General features: G+C 51.6%; 18 protein-coding genes and 3 pseudogenes. 7 read left to right on the forward strand and 14 right to left on the reverse strand.

Going from position 1 to position 17,528, the window contains the following annotated elements; translation table 11 throughout:
- Window positions 1-3 precede the first annotated feature (3 nt).
- The 6 genes and pseudogenes from hcp to FEK47_RS15170 all read left to right on the forward strand — a co-directional run bounded on the left by hcp (window position 4) and on the right by FEK47_RS15170 (window position 7,453).
- Entirely contained in the window at window positions 4-495 is a 492-nt protein-coding gene (gene hcp, locus FEK47_RS15145) for a type VI secretion system effector Hcp (protein WP_024558534.1), read from the forward strand.
- Window positions 496-671: 176 nt separating this feature from the next.
- Window positions 672-3,311 carry a type VI secretion system ATPase TssH gene (gene tssH, locus FEK47_RS15150; RefSeq protein WP_138183243.1) on the forward strand — a complete coding sequence of 880 codons (2,640 nt, stop codon included), beginning with the start codon at window positions 672-674 and terminating at the stop codon, window positions 3,309-3,311.
- A gap of 101 nt (window positions 3,312-3,412) precedes the next feature.
- Window positions 3,413-5,008 (forward strand): type VI secretion system protein TssA, encoded by a 1,596-nt coding sequence (gene tssA, locus FEK47_RS15155; RefSeq protein WP_138183244.1) that lies wholly within the window; start codon window positions 3,413-3,415, stop codon window positions 5,006-5,008.
- Between the two features lie 230 nt (window positions 5,009-5,238).
- Window positions 5,239-5,364, forward strand: a pseudogene (locus FEK47_RS25230) (type VI secretion system baseplate subunit TssF); the annotation flags it as partial.
- 112 nt (window positions 5,365-5,476) lie between these two features.
- Window positions 5,477-5,926 (forward strand): type VI secretion system baseplate subunit TssE, encoded by a 450-nt coding sequence (gene tssE / locus FEK47_RS15165; RefSeq protein WP_130207931.1) that lies wholly within the window; start codon window positions 5,477-5,479, stop codon window positions 5,924-5,926.
- A 123-nt stretch (window positions 5,927-6,049) separates the two neighbouring features.
- Window positions 6,050-7,453, forward strand: a complete 1,404-nt coding sequence (locus tag FEK47_RS15170) for a VasL domain-containing protein (RefSeq protein ID WP_138183246.1) — start codon at window positions 6,050-6,052, stop codon at window positions 7,451-7,453.
- Window positions 7,454-7,714: 261 nt separating this feature from the next.
- Here the strand turns inward: FEK47_RS15170 and FEK47_RS15175 are convergent, their stop codons facing one another.
- From FEK47_RS15175 to FEK47_RS15240, 14 genes and pseudogenes are all read right to left on the reverse strand, one after another.
- Window positions 7,715-9,250 carry an EAL domain-containing protein gene (locus FEK47_RS15175; protein WP_001601157.1) on the reverse strand — a complete coding sequence of 512 codons (1,536 nt, stop codon included), beginning with the start codon at window positions 9,248-9,250 and terminating at the stop codon, window positions 7,715-7,717.
- Between the two features lie 70 nt (window positions 9,251-9,320).
- Window positions 9,321-10,166: a DUF4942 domain-containing protein gene (locus FEK47_RS15180; RefSeq protein ID WP_001601159.1), complete on the reverse strand. Its 846-nt coding sequence runs from the start codon at window positions 10,164-10,166 to the stop codon at window positions 9,321-9,323.
- 84 nt (window positions 10,167-10,250) lie between these two features.
- On the reverse strand, window positions 10,251-10,448 hold the full coding sequence (locus FEK47_RS15185; RefSeq protein WP_087891818.1) for a DUF957 domain-containing protein: 198 nt from the start codon (window positions 10,446-10,448) through the stop codon (window positions 10,251-10,253).
- A 75-nt stretch (window positions 10,449-10,523) separates the two neighbouring features.
- A pseudogene (locus FEK47_RS15190) lies at window positions 10,524-10,673 on the reverse strand (DUF5983 family protein); the annotation flags it as partial.
- A pseudogene (locus tag FEK47_RS15195) lies at window positions 10,670-11,046 on the reverse strand (TA system toxin CbtA family protein). The pseudogenes FEK47_RS15195 and FEK47_RS15190, both read right to left, overlap by 4 nt.
- Before the next feature lie 89 nt (window positions 11,047-11,135).
- Entirely contained in the window at window positions 11,136-11,504 is a 369-nt protein-coding gene (locus tag FEK47_RS15200) for a type IV toxin-antitoxin system YeeU family antitoxin (RefSeq protein ID WP_001601163.1), read from the reverse strand.
- Between the two features lie 49 nt (window positions 11,505-11,553).
- The gene (locus tag FEK47_RS15205) at window positions 11,554-12,201 is read right to left on the reverse strand and encodes a hypothetical protein (protein WP_001601164.1); all 648 of its coding nucleotides are present in this window, start codon (window positions 12,199-12,201) and stop codon (window positions 11,554-11,556) included.
- 18 nt (window positions 12,202-12,219) lie between these two features.
- Window positions 12,220-12,441: a DUF987 domain-containing protein gene (locus FEK47_RS15210; RefSeq protein WP_001601167.1), complete on the reverse strand. Its 222-nt coding sequence runs from the start codon at window positions 12,439-12,441 to the stop codon at window positions 12,220-12,222.
- 68 nt (window positions 12,442-12,509) lie between these two features.
- On the reverse strand, window positions 12,510-12,986 hold the full coding sequence (locus FEK47_RS15215) for a RadC family protein (RefSeq protein ID WP_001601168.1): 477 nt from the start codon (window positions 12,984-12,986) through the stop codon (window positions 12,510-12,512).
- A gap of 14 nt (window positions 12,987-13,000) precedes the next feature.
- The gene (locus tag FEK47_RS15220) at window positions 13,001-13,486 is read right to left on the reverse strand and encodes an antirestriction protein (RefSeq protein ID WP_001601169.1); all 486 of its coding nucleotides are present in this window, start codon (window positions 13,484-13,486) and stop codon (window positions 13,001-13,003) included.
- 91 nt (window positions 13,487-13,577) lie between these two features.
- On the reverse strand, window positions 13,578-14,396 hold the full coding sequence (locus FEK47_RS15225) for a DUF932 domain-containing protein (protein ID WP_138183247.1): 819 nt from the start codon (window positions 14,394-14,396) through the stop codon (window positions 13,578-13,580).
- 89 nt (window positions 14,397-14,485) lie between these two features.
- The gene (locus FEK47_RS15230; RefSeq protein WP_001601174.1) at window positions 14,486-14,719 is read right to left on the reverse strand and encodes a DUF905 family protein; all 234 of its coding nucleotides are present in this window, start codon (window positions 14,717-14,719) and stop codon (window positions 14,486-14,488) included.
- Window positions 14,720-14,724: 5 nt separating this feature from the next.
- Window positions 14,725-15,402: a hypothetical protein gene (locus tag FEK47_RS15235; RefSeq protein WP_001601175.1), complete on the reverse strand. Its 678-nt coding sequence runs from the start codon at window positions 15,400-15,402 to the stop codon at window positions 14,725-14,727.
- A gap of 118 nt (window positions 15,403-15,520) precedes the next feature.
- On the reverse strand, window positions 15,521-16,405 hold the full coding sequence (locus FEK47_RS15240; RefSeq protein ID WP_001601176.1) for a YfjP family GTPase: 885 nt from the start codon (window positions 16,403-16,405) through the stop codon (window positions 15,521-15,523).
- A gap of 113 nt (window positions 16,406-16,518) precedes the next feature.
- Here FEK47_RS15240 and FEK47_RS15245 point away from each other — a divergent pair, with 113 nt between their 5' ends.
- Entirely contained in the window at window positions 16,519-17,478 is a 960-nt protein-coding gene (locus FEK47_RS15245; RefSeq protein WP_001601178.1) for a hypothetical protein, read from the forward strand.
- Window positions 17,479-17,528: the final 50 nt, after the last annotated feature.

The following is a 17,528-nucleotide window of genomic DNA, read 5'->3' on the forward strand; positions in this document are numbered from 1 at the left end:
TCCATGGCAATACCTGTTTATCTTTGGCTGAAGGACGATGGCGGCGCGGACATCAAAGGGTCTGTGGACGTTCAGGATCGTGAAGGCAGCATCGAAGTCGTGGCTCAGGAACACAACCTGTACATCCCGACTGATAACAACACAGGCAAACTGACCGGCACCCGTATCCATACCCCGTTCCTGTTCACCAAGGAAATCGACTCATCCAGCCCGTACTTGTACAAGGCAGTGACCACCGGTCAGACCCTCAAGTCTGCCGAATTCAAGTGGTACAAAATCAACGACGCAGGCCAGGAAGTGGAGTACTTCAACACCAAACTTGAGAATGTGAAAGTGGTGAAGGTGAATCCTGAAATGTATGACATCAAGGATCCTTCTAAAGAGAAGCACAACCACCTTGAGCGCATTGAACTGCGTTACGAAAAAATCACCTGGACCTACAAAGACGGCAACATCATTCATTCCGATTCCTGGAACGAACGCGCCACCGCCTAAGCCACGAGCGGGCAGAGTTTCTCTGTCCGTTTTTTGTTTTTGCTGAACGTCTGAAGCCAACGGACTTTCAGCAAAAACTCCACAATCTGCCAGCACGACCGTATGCGCTTTGGTCTTCCTCACGGAAAACAGCGAGGGGCGGTAGCGTGTTCAGAAACCGACAAAGAGAGATATTCATGGAAAATCCAGCCATTTTGCTGCGACGTCTGAACCCTTATTGCGCCCGTGCGATGGAAGGCGCGGCTTCACTCTGTCAGATTCGCGCGCATGCGGAAATTTTGCCAGAGCACTGGCTGCTGAAACTTCTTGAGCAGGGCGAGGGGGATCTCACAGTGCTGGCACGCCGCTACGAGTGGGACATGGACACTCTCTGGCAAGATTTACTTGCCTGGCTCGACAAACAACCGCGCTCGGTGCGCCATCGCCCGCAGCTTTCAGAAAATATCCAGGTATTGATGCAACAAGCCTGGCTGATTGCCTCACTGGCGGGAGAAGAACAGATTCGAAGTCACCACCTGCTGATGGCGCTGGTGGCTAAACAGAAGCTGGTGCGCTGCGATGGTCTGTGGCCATTGCTGACTCTGGGCCAGAGCCAGTTAGAGTGCCTGCGCCCGCTACTGGATGCTCAGTCAGACGAGCGTGCGCAGGTACAGCAGGAAGCCGAACTCACGGGGAGCCATGGTGGGGACGTGGAGTTTATCGGGCGTCCAGTCGGGAGTGAGATGAAAGAAGGGGAACTGAGTCCGGCGCTGCAGAACGCGCTGGATAAATTCACCCATGACGTCACCGCCCAGGCGCGTGAAGGTAAAATTGATCCGGTATTTGGCCGCGATAGTGAAATCCGCCAGATGGTGGACATTCTTTCTCGTCGCCGAAAAAACAACCCAATCCTGGTCGGTGAGCCCGGTGTCGGGAAAACCGCACTGGTAGAAGGTCTGGCGCTCAGAATCTCTGACGGTAATGTCCCTGAATCCCTCAAACCGGTGGTGCTACGCACTCTTGACCTCGGGCTGCTGCAGGCGGGGGCGGGAGTGAAGGGGGAATTTGAGCAGCGCCTGAAAAACGTGATTAATGCTGTACAGCAGTCTCCGGTACCTATCTTGCTGTTTATCGATGAGGCCCATACCATCATCGGCGCAGGTAACCAGGCTGGTGGTGCTGATGCTGCCAATCTGCTGAAACCTGCCCTGGCGCGCGGTGAGTTACGTACCATCGCCGCGACGACCTGGTCTGAGTATAAACAATACTTTGAGCGCGATGCCGCACTCGAACGCCGCTTCCAGATGGTGAAAGTTGACGAACCGGACGACGACACGGCTTGTCTGATGTTGCGTGGCCTGAAATCCCGTTATGCCGAACATCATAATGTGCACATCACTGATGATGCGGTGTGCGCTGCCGTTACGTTATCCCGACGTTATCTGACAGGCCGTCAACTCCCGGACAAAGCCGTTGACCTGCTCGACACTGCAAGCGCTCGCGTGCGTATGAGTCTCGACACCGTACCCGAACAGTTGACCCGTATCCGTTCCCGGATTACCTCTCTTGAAATGGAGAGACAAGCGCTACAGGAAGACATTACCGTCGGTAATCAAAACCACGGTGAACGCTTGACGGCAATCGAACAGGAAGAGAAAAACGTCATCGTTGAACTCCACGAACTTGAAACCCAGTACGGCCAGGAACTGAAACTTACTGAACAACTACGGGAAAGCCGCCAGGATATTTCCCGTCAGAGCGAAACGCATGCCCTGCAACAGGAGCTGAACGGTGTGCAGCAGGGCAATCCGTTGTTGTCGGTGGATGTGGATGTGCGCACTGTTGCAACAGTGATTGCCGACTGGACCGGCGTGCCGCTTTCTTCGCTGATGAAAGACGAACAGACCGAACTGCTTACCCTGGAAAATGAAATCGGCAAACGTGTAGTCGGTCAGAATGTTGCGCTTGAAGCCATCGCCCGGCGCCTGCGCGCCGCTAAAACCGGCCTCACCTCTGAGAATGGTCCACAGGGTGTATTCCTGCTGGTTGGTCCAAGTGGTGTAGGAAAAACTGAAACCGCGCTGGCACTGGCGGATGCGCTGTACGGTGGCGAAAAATCGCTGATTACCATTAACCTGTCGGAATACCAGGAGCCACACACAGTTTCCCAGCTGAAAGGTTCTCCACCTGGTTACGTCGGTTACGGTCAGGGCGGCATTCTTACTGAAGCCGTACGTAAGCGTCCGTACAGTGTGGTGCTGCTCGATGAAGTCGAAAAAGCGCACCGTGACGTGATGAATCTGTTCTATCAGGTATTCGATCGTGGTTTTATGCGCGACGGCGAAGGGCGAGAAATCGACTTCCGCAATACCGTTATTTTGATGACCTCCAACCTCGGTAGCGACCACCTGATGCAGTTGCTGGACGAACAACCGGAAGCCACGGAGGCAGACCTGCACGAACTGCTGCGCCCGATACTGCGCGACCACTTCCAGCCCGCGCTGCTAGCCCGTTTCCAGACCGTGATTTACCGTCCGCTGGCAGAAGCAGCCATGCACACGATTGTGGAGATGAAACTCTCCCAGGTCAGCCAGCGCTTACAGCGCCACTACGGCCTGACCACGCTGATTGACGAAAGCCTGTACGACGTGCTGACCGCTGCCTGCCTGCTGCCGGATACCGGGGCGCGCAATGTCGACAGCTTACTCAACCAACAAATTCTGCCGGTGCTGAGTCAGCAATTGCTGGTTCATATGGCGGCGAAACAAAAGCCAGCGTCGTTGACGCTGGGGTGGAATGATGAAGAAGGGGTTGTGCTGGAGTTTAAATATGACTGAAGGAACCTTATGAGTCTGACAGATACCATCTTCAGCACGGCGAAAGTGGCAGTGACAGACCCGGTCGCCAGCACGAACAGTGATGCGGTGGAGGTCAATTGATGAGCACGTTAAATGCCCTGGTTAGCGCCTGTCAGACAGAGCCGACGACACTCCTTGACGCGACCCGTGAGCGAGTAGCGCAGTGGAACAATTGGCTGCAGCCGTTACCCGGAGAGTCATCAGTGGGAGATGACCCAGGTTATGACGATGGCTTCCAGCAAATGCGCGAGGAGGTCAACAAACTTTCCGGGGCGGATACTGAGCTTATCTGCCAGCTGGCGGAGAAAGTGCTCACCACCACTGCTAAAGACATTCGTGTGGCGACGTATTACTGCTGGGCCAGGTTGCATCGTGAAGGCGAGCAGGGGCTGGCAGAGGGGCTCGAACTGCTGGCGGGGCTGATAGACCGCTTCGGTGTGCAACTGCATCCACAGCGCAACCGCAGCCGTAAGGCAGCACTGGAGTGGCTGGCAGGTTCACGCATGACGGATTCTCTTTCACTGTATCCGGAAGTGGTCAGGGAAGATGCGCTGCGTACCATCGGCGCGCTGCTGCTGATAGCGCAGCTCACTGAAAATGAGCCGGATGAAACCCGCCCAGGACTTAACGCGCTGTATGGTGCGCTGGAAAACCGCCTGCAGAAAGCGGGCGGAGTGGATGCCGTTGTACCGCAGAACGCCAGTACTACTGAGACACTTTCCACGGCGAGCCACAGCGATGCCCCTGCTATCGGGAGAATCACTTCCGGTCAGGATTTGCTGGCGCAGGCGCGCACTCTTAGCGAATACCTGCGCGAACAGCCCGACGGCTGGTTGTCGGCGCACCATCTGATGAAAAGTCTGCGTCACGATACCCTGCAGGCTATTCCTGCTCCAGATGCACAGGGGCGAACTCGCATCGAACCCCCAAGAGCAGACCAGCGAGCGCTGCTCAAACGCCTGTACCTGCAGCAAAACTGGGCTGAGATTCTGGAAACGGCAGACAGTACCTTTTCCCGCGGTGCCAACCACCTGTGGCTGGATCTGCAATGGTATATCCATCAGGCGCTGACGAAGTCCGGTAAGGAGATAGTGGCTGACATTATTGCCGCTGATCTGAAGGGGCTACTGACCCGACTATCCGGGCTGGAGACGCTGGCATTCAGTGACGGTACGCCGTTTGCTGATGAAGTGACGCTTAACTGGATCCAGCAGAGCGTACTGGATACTACTGCTGGGTGGGGCAATGAAACGCCTTCCGCCCGTATGGACGAAGTGAACGACGACATTCTGGCACTGGAGCCGGAGGCCGTGGCGCTGGCGGACAGCGAAAGCCCGGATGTGGCACTGAGCTGGTTACAGCATCGACCGGGCATCGCCACTGTGCGGCAGCAGTGGCTGCTGCGCCTGCTAATGGGGCGTATCGCAGAGCAGTACGGAAAAAATGAGCTCGCGGTGCATCTGTTTGCAGAACTGGGTGAGCGAGCCAGAGAAGTGGCCCTTAGCGAGTGGGAACCTGAGCTGCTGTTTGAGGTACAGGCCCGTCATCTGAAACTCCTCAGACTGAAAGCCAGCCGCAGTGAGGCTGACAAGATTCGCCTCGGGCCTGCTATGGAAAAATTGCTAGGCGGGCTGGTTCAGCTCGATCCGGCGCGGGTCGCGGTGTTATGTGGTTAGAGAAAGTTATTGGCTGGATAAAAGGAGGATGAATAAGTGTGGCTCATAATTTATAGCAAGGTACTTTCTCACATTTTTTCATCTGGTCAGTCATTCAGAAAAATAACTACTGAATTTGAGATTTTAAATGAGGAGATAAAACCTATGTCTCTGACTACTCGCGAAGTGGTGAGATAACTTCCACTTTTGGGGAAGAAAACATTGTTTCCTATATTTTGAGTAACTATTTTATGGAAGATTTAACCCTGCGTTATTACGACGCAGAAATGCGCTACCTGCGTGAAGCCGCGAAAGAGTTTGCACAAAGTCATCCGGACCGGGCAGCGATGTTAGACCTGGATAAGGCCGGCACTCCGGATCAGGTGAATAACACCTGGCGGATCGTGTTGGGTCGTGACGACCTTGACCCGGATTCAGCCAGAATCATTGAAGCAGGGAGTGAACGGTTGACTCTGAAGGCGTTGAAAGATGAATGACACTCCGCGTCCGTCGCTATATGAAACCCTGTTTGGGAATTTTACCGGAGGTCTGGATCTGAATCAGGTTAGCGAGCAGAACCAGATAATTCTCTCAGTACTGGACAATATGCAGCGCATTCTTAACAGTCGTGCCGGCACGCTGGCGCATCTGCCGGACTATGGTCTACCGGATATGACCAAAATTCTCCAGGGAATGCCGGGGACGGCGCATGAAATGATGGGGACGTTATCAACCGTACTGCTCAAATATGAGCCGCGCCTGAAAAAAATAACCGTTGTTCTGCTGGAACAGGCAGTCCCTGGCGAGCTGTGCTATGCCATTGACGCTGAACTCAAAGATGTTGGTCTGGTGCGTTATGGCACTGAATTTATGCCTGAAGGGCGAGTCCTGTTGAGACACCTGAAACAGCAGTATCTCGACACGGCAGCTCGTATTTAAGGTCTGGTTTTAGCGTTTCTCCCTAACCCCGTCAGTATCTGCTACGCCCTGAATATGCAGAACACGAAGCTGCATAAACAATCATCTTCTATAACCGCAAGTACGTCAGATGGATAACTGGTCATGAATGACATTACCCCACGTAGAATCAAAACCGGCGGTGACCCGCGCAGGCTACCGGATTATGCCGCTTTGTGTGATGAACTAAATAAGCTAACGCATCCGGCACGTCCTGATGTGAACTGGCGTTATGCTGAAAAACTGTGTCTCTCACTGTTTGAGCAAAATGGTGTTGAGCTGCAGACAGCGGCCTGGTATACGCTGGCCCGTACGCAGCTGGCCGGATTGTTTGGTCTGAATGAAGGGCTGGCAATACTGGAGGCTCTGATAAGCCATCAGTGGGGCGTGCTTTGGCCACAGCCTGTCCATGTTCGGATTGAGATCCTCAGTAATCTGAGCCAGCGTTTGCAACAACGGATGCGCTCACTTCCGCTGAAATACAGCGACCTTAGCCAACTGTATCGGACAGAGCAACTGCTTACCCGTTTGGGGGCAGTTTTACAGCGCCTGGAACTCAGACATCTCAGTCAGCTGGATACATTGCGTACCCTGATACATAACAACGCTGTCAGGCTGGAGAACAGCGATGACACAATCTGTACAGGGGCGACAATTCAGTCGGGTATCGTTTCGCATGATCCGGTCATGAATGACGTGGGTATAACAACAAGTTCCCATACTGGTCGTTCGTTTGAAGATATCCGGGCGCCAGACAGTGCAGTGCAATGGGTGTACGTTACGCAGCCGAACGTGGAGGTACTGCCGGCAATACCTGAGCCAGTAAAAAAATGGAAATCTTTTGTCGGTGGGATGTGTACCATGCTGGTGATAGGTGCAGCAACGCTATGGACGTGGCAGTTTTTGCATCGGCCGGACCCGTTACAAACCCAGTTTACTGCTTCTCTGGCACCGTTACCCGCCGTACTCACGCCTGAACAATTGGATTTATTGCGTCAGCAATCGCCGTTGCCACAAGCTTTAATTACGCAAACACAACAGCAGCTTACGCTTCTGGACAAGCTACCGCCGGACTGGCTCATAACCCGGGAAAGGCAGCTTGTCGAACAGGCCCGGGTGATATGGCCGGAGCGCGCAAAGCCCCTGATACAGCAGTGGCAGCAACAATTTAATGTCGCTGCGTTGCCGACAGAAAATTTGAATGGCTGGCATCAGGGAATGGTTACGCTACAGAAACTGAGTGAACGACTGAACGGACTGGATGAGCATAAGGGGAAATACATGACGGTCAGCGAGCTGAAGTCAGTGGTGTTTTCAACGATACAGTCTTTTAATCAATCCATACCGGCTGAAGAGCAACTGCGGATACTGGAACAGTCGTCGGCGGGACAACCACTTCCACCTGCCGCAGGGGCTGAGGCAGAGATGCATCTGAAACAGCTCATCGCCAGATATGCCGACATTAGACAGAATGCTTTGAAATTAAAAGGCGTTAACGATTACGAATGACCTGTAGCAACGATCTGAAATTTACCGTAGCCAGAAAAAGAAAAAGCCCCGCTTTGCAGCGAGGCCTTATAAATTTGGTGCCGGACTCGGAATCGAAGATTGCTTCTATCATGTTGATATAAATCTGATTTGTTTGGTTTGGTGAAAAATGTACCCTCTTTTGTACCCTCAGTTCCTTTTGCTGCGAAAAAGGAATCAAACCCGGGAATTGGGAGATGAGGTGAAAAGGGGGACGCATATCCTGGTCCATTTCAGTATGTGTTATCTCTGGTTTTTGCCGTTTCTGCTGTTGTATACCCACTCAGCAATAAACTGTTCCGCGGGTAGTGGAGGTGCATAGCGGTATCCCTGCAGATAGCTGCTTCCTTTCTCTGTCATGAACAACTCCTGTGATTCGGTTTCAATGCCTTCGGCAATGATATCAATACCTAACCGACGAGCCAGCTCAATAACATTTTCTACTATATGCCCGGAGATTTCATCCACGCCGACCATTTGTACAAACCCTTTGTCGAGTTTGATGTAATCGACAGGAAACGACAGCAGGTAGCTGTGGGTTGCATAGCCAGTACCAAAATCATCCAGAGCAAACAATACTCCCTGTTGATGTAATTTCGCAAATAACGCTTTTGATTCTGCTGTGACGGATAGCTGGTTTCGTTCTGTCAGTTCCAGAACCAGTTTCACTTTCCCTTTCGGGAAGGTGGATAGAAACTTTATACAGCTATCTTCCAGCCCCGGGGACAGAAAATGCGCTGGTGAAATATTGATCCCAATATGAAATTGATCTGGTAAAAAATGTGCAACAGGATTAAGGCTATGTTCGACCTGAGACATCAACTGTTGCGTTATCGGGGCAATTAATCCGGTGGACTCTGCCAGCGGGATAAACTGATCTGGTGGGATAATCCCGCTGACGGGGTGATGCCAGCGAATCAGTACTTCGCAGCCGGTCAGCTGGTGATTTTTAGCTGAAATGATGGGTTGAAAATAAGGTCTGAACTCTCCGTGAGCAAGTGCATTTTTCAGCATATCGAGCGGGGTGGATGGACGACGGCGGGGCAGCAGAAAGGCTGTGAGTATTCCACCGAAGATGGCAACAGGGAACATATACCAGGCCTGTCTCCAGGCGTAGATAAGTTGCATTTTCACCGGGATGGTATAAATCAGGGAGAACGGATATTTTTTTGAATGACTTTCTTTTTGTATGCCGCTGTCGTCCGGGAGCAGAGTGACATTTTTTCCGCTGGCTGACAGGACCGTGTTTCCCAAACGGAATTGTATTGCAGGAACCGCATGAACCACAGAGATGATGTCCTGAATAAAATAATAATCCGTGGCGGTAATGACCGTACCGTTTTTGTAAGGTGTTTTTAACAGGATCCAGGGCAGAGTACCTGTATCTTCAGGAAAACGAATCAGCATATCGTGCCGCCACCGTTCCTTTTCAGCAACTGGACCGACAGGCAAACCGGGGTGGGTGCTGCAAAATACAGCCTCTTGTCTTGCCAGGCTTAGTGCACGAAGTTGGGGGCGCTTCAGCAGCAGATTGCTTAATTCACGCTGAGTATCTGCGTTACAGTTATTCAGAAGCAAATGTTCTGCTTCCGGGCTGATGCTGTTGTTCTGATTGAGAATGTTTTCTATATAGCCAAGTGCGAAATTAACTCTGGTCTGGCTGTCATTCACCAGCTCTGCTTTTTTCCAGAAAAATGTCAGCAGAACAATGAACAGAAATACCAGGCCACCTGCCACCATAGCTGGAGTATGTTTTTTTACAAATAATCTGGAAAACATGGTTTTTTGCTCTGAATGACGCCAGATTTATCAGAATGTTTTTGTGTATGTACTGAGTCTGTGCTTTGGGTTAAACGGACGATAAGGTTTCCGGATAGTATTTCGCAATAATATCATTCAGCCTGTCAACCAGTTCTGGTTTCCTGAACGTGATGTGCGCGGAGCCTTTCTTAAAGTATCTGATGCTGAACATCTCATCTTCATAGCACTCTTTACCCTGAACAGACCGGATGTGATCATCCAGATGAATGGTGATGTTTTCCCGGTTGTCGGGGATCGGTTTACCGCTGAACAGGTGCAACATTCTTTCCAGATCGGCGAGTCGGTCAGCCTGTTGCCCGGTGATAAGATGAAATCCCCACCGGTCCCACCTTACCAGGTTGTTAATGATAATTTTACTGCCAAATTTACAGGGGCAATTAGTTTTGTAATTCCAGCTCAGTCCCCTGAAGACGTTGATCACCCCTCGCTCAAACACTTCATCTTTGTTCTGGTGCAGTTGTTTAAATGTGCTCAGAATGTTCGCTTCGCTGATTTCCGGAAAATTATCGTATTCCAGTGACCGGTACCATGTCTCACGGGCCTGCGCATCCATTAATGACAGCATCCCGGAACGTTGCATCAGGTCACGCCAGATTTCGCGATCGAGATTGCGGGTGATGGCTTTCATTGCCGTTTCAGGTTTTTCCATCAGCCAGCAACCGCAGCGAAAATCCTGTTTCATCGCCCAGTCCAGTGCGGTTTTACCGCCAATACTTTCTGTCATTGCTGAGATTTCTGCCAGTTGCCGGGTAAGTGTGTCGATTTGCAGCAGCGTACTCTTTCGTACAGCCAGAATGTGGCGGATACTGGTTGAGTAGATAACGTCCGTATGCCCGTTGACCACTTCCGGACGGGGGGCTGTGATTTCAGACATAATCGATATTCCTTTTTGCAGATAAATGAAAACGCCAGCCCTGTTCAGGCTGGCGTCAGTGGAATGAAGTCTGGTGAGTAAGACTCACCGGTTCTGTTGCAGAAGTTGCAGTTGGCGCAGGGTACGGATATCCTCCCTGGCCTGTTCAATACAGGGCAACAGTGCTGCCGAATCCGTTTTATCCTCATCGTTGTCAAAGATAATTTCCGATTCGCAGTCAATATTGTCCTGCAGCCACGCAATGAGGATATCCAGCGCTGTTTCAGTGGTTAATGGCATCACGCTCTGTATCACTGTATTGTCTTCCGGCAACTGATGAGGGCTGGCAGAAGTTGCCGGTGTTTTGGTAGCGTCACGTTCATCCACCACGCGGAGTGAATAACCGTTTTCAGCGACTTTGTTAATCAGTTCAGCGAGCTTAATACCATCGACGTCAACGACAATGCGCCCCATGTTCAGCGCCTGCATGTTAACGCTGTCTGCCTCCAGCGTCAGGGCCAGTTTCATTGTTTCGCCTCCGGATGCTTCCCTGGGTAATGTCATTTACCGTTCTGTAATTGTCGCGGGTCATCAGGCCTGTCGCCCGGCGGGCCCGGAGGATATCGATGCTGTTTATTAACTGAGAGTGGGTACAGGTGCTGAATCCCGGCTGGTCGGTACGTACCAGCGCGTATTTTTCAACGAGAAAGTTCACCGCATCACACAGTGAAATGCCAGCTTCAATATGCTGCTCAATCACACGTTCATCGGCGAACGGTGTGTCATTTAGCGTGAGGCCGTAATGCTGGTCCAGCAGTCGGGTGAGCAGTGTCTGCCAGATGGTGACGGGAGACGGGCAGCGCGATGCCTCCCGTACGTGTGTGTCGGGTAATGTGTTCATACTGAAGATTTTCCTGATATGCAGAGATGAAAAATGGGAAAGTGGCGTGGTGAAAACACCAGGCCGTAGCAGAAGGCTATTCTGGAGAGTTAATTTTTCATTTCGGGTGTCGGATAAACAGCCAGATAAACGTAACCACAGGAGCCGAGGGTGTCAGCTTCACAGGTCAGCCCCTTCGCATACAGTGTCACGGTATGCTGATGGCGGGGATTCAGTTCACCGCTGGTGAGCATGAGCTCCAGTTGTTTCATCAGCAGCGGAAAGGCCTGGTCCAGATGGTACGCATCCGCGTCGCTGAACCGGCCTCTGATGCCGGCGCGGTCTGCAAGGTAATGCAACCGGTTGCCTTCCTGCACCAGACGGGCGCCAAAACAGGGCGTCACAGTGCAGGGTAGTCCCCACCAGGGACGGTCGTGATTGTCATCGGTATGCGTTGTCCTGGAGAGTGTGTCTGACACGATAAAATCCTCACAGAAAATCGGTGAATGATAGTTTAATGATGACGGGTCAGCCGGCGCGCAGACCGGCTTCGGTGACGGTGTATTCGTTGATGAGCAGGGCCTCATCCACAGCGGCGTCTGAGGTCAGCCAGTCGTACTCGTTTTCCAGTTGACGGTACAACCAGAAGGCCAGGTCGCGCAGGGCTTCGCTGACAGCGGCTTCCGCATCGGCTGTCATAGCCTGACCAGTCGGACTGTTCCGGGTAACAGTGATATCCATGCTGTACGGATGGCAGTAACGTCCCCGGTGGTGGATTTCAGCCTGCAGTTGCCAGAAGTTACGTTTCTGCACCGCCTGCAGGACATCCGCGATACGATGGAGTTCATGGTCCTGTGTGGCATACTCCCGGAGCCTCCTGGCTGTTGCTGACTGCCAGTGCCAGCGTCCTTCAAAACAGGCTCCGTCCCCCTGGCTGCAGAATCCGCTGAACCAGATGCACGGCTCTTCCATAAACCTGCCGTTGCTGAGCCGGAAAACGCGCTGGCGGAGGTCAATTCCGAAAATGCCACAGACCGCCCTGAAGTCCTCGTACACGTTTTCATACCAGTTGCTGTCAGCATGATGCTGACGGTACCCGTCGCGGGCTTTTTCCCGTGCAGAAGGGCAGGAAAGTTCATCCAGCGTATACACTGTGGTGGTGATAATGCTGCTCATCAGAATCCCCTTTCTGACTCAGTTCAGAGTGACGCTCATCAACCGGACATACGGGCCAAAACTGTCCTTACGGCGTTCAGCAAACACGGCTAGCACACCGGGAATATCCTGCACTTCACGACCGGTATACGTTTCAGCACTGCCGTGCCAGCGGTACTTACCGGTACAGAACGGAAAAAGACGGGATGCAGGATTCTGTTGGTGAATACGCATGGCTTCACCACGGGTGATAATTTTCATGATGGGATACCTCTGAAGACAGAAGATAAAAGTGAAAACAAGTGTGATGTGGTTGTGATGGTGACGGGTTAAAGCAGACCGTGTTCAGCAAAGGAGAAAACCTGGCTGCCACCGATTATCAGATGGTCCGGCACCCGGATATCCACCAGGGCCAGTACCTGTACCAGACGTTCCGTAATAAGGCGGTCAGCCTTACTGGGTGTGACTTCACCTGACGGGTGATTGTGCGCCAGCACCACGGCAGCGGCATTGTGGTACAGGGCACGTTTAATTACCTCCCGGGGATGAACTTCCGTGCGGTTGATGGTGCCGGTGAAGAGGGTTTCACCGGCAATCAACTGATTCTGGTTGTTCAGATACAGCACCCGGAACTCTTCCCGCTCCAGTCCCGCCATGTTCAGAATCAGCCACTCCCGTGCCGCATGCGTGGAGGTGAAGGCCACGCCGGGTTCATGAAGATGGCGGTCCAGGGTTTTCAGGGCCCGCTGAATGAGGCTGCGCTCGCCGGGCGTCATCTCTCCGGGCAGAAAGGAAAGCTGTTGCATTGTTCCGGCCCCTTTCAGTCAATGATGCGCATAATGGCGTTGCATTCCGGATGCTGCAGGGCGTAGTCCCGCAGACGGTAATAATGAACCGTCATGGCATAACACTCCGTACGACAGGCATGATGACTGTACGTCATCAGACAGGCAGCAATGCCGGCGGCTTCCGGGCTCATTTCAGCGCGGTTACCGTTCATGGCATTGAACAGTACCCATGTTTCGTCATCATCGTCATCCGGTTCGGGTGCCATAAATGCGCCACCGTTGTTCAGGGTGTACAGATTCCAGATACCACCGCAGTAGTCTTCACACAGACGGTCCATCCAGCCGAAGACCCGGGGCTCCAGGGTCACCCACTGTGGAATGAGGCCAAAGTGCTGCGGCCAGAAACTGACGCGCTGTTCATCAGGGACGGGAGTGGCAACCAGCTGAGGCGGGTTATTCCCTGATGCAGCGGTCACGGAAACAGAAGGTGTGGTGGAATTATGCGAAGAGGTTGTCATGAGATTATTCCTTATAAAAAGCAAATGAATGGAAGAATGCCTGGGGACTGGTACAGACGTGAGTCAGGGCTGCACTTTCAGGGAAACAGCATCAGCGCATGCTCTCCAGCAGCGTTTCTGCCATCACCCACAATGCGCGATTGAGCTTAATGTCCGTGTCGATGCTGTGAATGGCACGGGTGTGGATACGTTTTCCTCTGGCACTGCGACTGGAAATCCCGCCTTTCAGCATATTCTCCTGGATGGTCTGATAAGCACTCCACAGGTCCTTACCGTAATCCTCCCGGCGTCGCGGTGTCAGAATGTCGGCGGTGGTGACCAGTTGATGTTCGTCACCATAACGGTAAGTCAGTGCCGCCTGTGCCAGTGCCTGACGTGCCGGTGGCGGTAAGAGCAGCGACTGCATGGCATCACGCTTTTCCTCAATCTGGTCAAAAACCCCCACCACCTCGTAAGCACCTTCAATCACCCTGTCCACCACGTTTCCCCGGTGTGGCACCCGGACTTCTCCCAGCGACTGACCGCAGACCAGGCCATTGGTGCAGATGGCACGAAAATATCCGGGTAACATCTGGTAGCTGGATGAACCGTCATGGGAGTTGAGCAGAATAATTTCAGGCACATGCTGGCCGGTTATCTGTCCGCTCCGCCGCAGACGCAGCATGTGTTTGGTATATTCCCGGCGGCTCTGGTCGCGCACGCGGGTCTGGCAGGCGAAGAATGGCTGAAAGCCTTCCCGCTGCAGGCTTTCCAGGACGGTGATGGTGGGAATGTACGCATACCGTTCACTGCGGGAGGTGTGCCGGTCTTCTCCAAAAATACTCGGGACGTGGTACATCAGTTCTTCGCGTGTCAGTGGGCGCTCCCGACGGATCTGATTTACATGACCAAAACGACTGGCTAATCGCATGATTTGCTCCTTATGAATGAGTTAGCGGTATAAATGAAAAGGCCGCGTCTCCCGGAGAAGACGCGGCCTGATGGATGAAATGAAGACGTTTATTGCCTGAGAATTCCCTCACTGGCGAGATACGGATTTAGCTGTTTTCCGGCATCAGGTTCAAAATTCCAGCACCGCCAGCGTAGCTGCCCTTCAGCATTGCGAATAACCAGCCGGAAATGCGTTCTCTGGTCATCTTCAATAAGCACATTACGGTAAGCTGTTGTGACAGCCATCGCCTGTTCGCGTGAGAAAGGGCCTTCGGGCAATAAAACAGGGTGACAGTCCGACATACCGGCTATTTTCCGATAAATTCAACGCTGGCTCCGGTGGCATTACCGTCAGCACCAACCGTGACGGTCACTTTGTCGTACGCACGGTCTTCAGGATTGAACACTTCAAACTCAACCTTATTGCCTTTTACTTCGTAAGAGCCAAAATCAGCGGTTTCTGTTGTTTCCTCGTCATATTCCCGGGCGTATGCCTGTCGGGCAGCCTGCAGTACGGAGTCTTTATTAATAGTGGTCGTCTGTTTCGGGGAAAAACCGGCAAGTGATGTGACAAATTTCGGACAGACCTTCAGCATATCACCGCGGGTGAATTCCATTCGTACACCAAATGCCTGTAAAACGGACACATCACGCTCTGCTATGGAGTGAACGGCTTTTTTGACCATTTCCGGCGCCTGTCCGACTTCCACCTCAACAGCCCTGAATCCCGTCTGCTGATTACACATTTGTGATGTGGGGATCAGGTTACCGTTAATACTGATACGGCTGCCCAGGAGCGTCTGTACGCCATTCGGGCATTCCTGCATCAGGCCGGTAATACCAATCGTGCCATTTTTCAGCATTACCAGCGCCTGACCATCTTCCGTCATGGTCTGACACCAGCCGTTTTTGACAGCCCAGTTGCCGGCGGAGGCGGAGAATGATGCCACGGTGAACAGCAGGGGAAAAAGAATTCTGGTATTCATGACTGACCTCTGAAATTAAAGAGCGTGTTATTGATAATGACAGACGGTATACGGCAGTGGTTACCGTAATCCGTTGTCGTGTAAAGGTATACGGTTGCCACGGGGGACTCCGGGGCGCTCAGAACAGGTGATCCCACAGTGTGACCAGCAGGTGGATAATGCGGTCCCGGGTTTTGCGCAGAAGCTGTAACATCCAGGCCGGAAAACTGAAACGGGCAACGGCGTCGTCAAAACTTTTCCCGATGGTTTCACCAAAAGTCTGTTGTGCGTGTTTCTGGGCCTGTTCAGAGCGGTTTTCCCCCCGGATATGTGAATACACCGCGCTGGTTGCCTGTGGTGGCAGTGCGTGGATCATCAGCGACACAAACGCCGGAAGGTTCCAGCCGACAGGTGCGGCAACGGAGAGTACCGGAAATGATGAAGGGAACAGGGTTGCCACCCGGGCTGTTACTGTTGCCAGTGAGAGTTCCTGCTGACGGGACGGGCATTTTTCTGTGTCGTTCCATTCTTCAGCAGGAAACACGCGATCGGCATGGCTGAGAACAAACAGAAAACGCGAGGGATCTGCACCTTCATTCAGTAAAAACTGATGCATGGCAATATCAGCAGCATACGCACGTTCATCAGCCCGCAGGATCCAGATAATCAGATCCAGTTCCGGTAGCAGCTGACGATAAAGTGTCCGGTATTCCTGATCATGCTGCGGTGTTTCACCAATGCCGGGCAGATCGACCAGCGTCATTCTGCGCTCACCGAACTGAAGGGTAAGGTGATGAGCCTGACGGGTGCAGCCGTTCAGGGGATGCGTGGCACAGATACGGGACTGAAAAATGGCATTACACAGACTGCTTTTGCCGGTGCCGGATTTACCCATAATACCAATCACGGGCTCGTAATGAATAACACAGTGGAGATGTTCAAGGATTTTCTGGCGTATTTCTTCAGGAAGAAACGTCAGATATGATTTCACTTGTGCAGAGAGGGAATAATGGCTGAATGACATACCGGTGTCCTGTTGATTTCACTGAACCGGATCACACTAATCCGGTTTATCATTCAGGTAATATGGGCGTATAATTATTTCCATTTTTAATGGAATATATTCAGAGGTAATAAATGACAGGATTATCTGAGCAGGCAAAAGAACTTCATATGATGATGGGGCGGAGAAAACCGCCGAAGATACAGGCTGTTCTTAACACCCGATACTGGAAAAATACAGAAAAAACGATAAAAAGAACTGTAGGTATGGATATTCATACACTTAGTTTGTGGTGTGGAGAACAATGTGAAAAGATGTTTATTTCAAAAGTGGCAGAAGTCTATATGCTTCACCATACGGCAGCAATATTGAGGCGTAAAGGAGTTTATGTGGATGTTTTTAAGATTCCCTCAAAAATAATGAACCCGCCTGAAGCGAGAGCCAATTGTACTGGTTGCCCTTCTTCTCAGAATGTCTCTCCTTTTTTTGCTGATTCTGAGCCCAACACCATAAAATTTTCTGAAAGTATAAGAATAAATCATTCATATACTCTAGTTCCAACCTATATAAGGAAAAAAGTCTCATCTCTGATGGGGGATTCAGAACTTCGTTATGTGTATTCATTTCCCGGTAGTTTATATTCTTATCTTCTTGAGAAACATCCATTGTCAGAAGTTAAAAAACTGATGGAGGATTTGCCTTCAACGGAAGATGAAAACTTCAGGAGGAGTGAAACAGGCAGCGAGTATCTGAAGGGGATTCTCGGTGTAAAAACAAGAGTATCTGAACTTTTTATAAGGCAGTTTTCTTTGCCGTTTAGATTTCTCCACACTAAAGAATATGTAAGAGACGTTATATTTAAGCCTGTAGAAAATGATATGTCGTTAAGTGAAGAACTGGCCCATGTGTTATTTTTTACATTATTGCATTCAGGTATAAAGTATCCGTTCACTTTTAGCCGTTTTTTCTCCGAAATGGAAAGTAAGTCCGATAATAATAAGAAAAGGGAAATTATACGTGAATATGTGAACGACGTAACGAAAGAATATGCGTTATGTATACCAGACATGGTTAATCTGAGGGGGGGGGAATAGTCAGTATCATCCCGTGCATATGATGTATGGCCGGGATGAAATGGTGAACG

Origin of the sequence: Escherichia sp. E3659 (genome assembly GCF_005781135.1) — a bacterium.
In the GTDB taxonomy this organism is placed as follows: Bacteria; Pseudomonadota; Gammaproteobacteria; order Enterobacterales; family Enterobacteriaceae; genus Escherichia.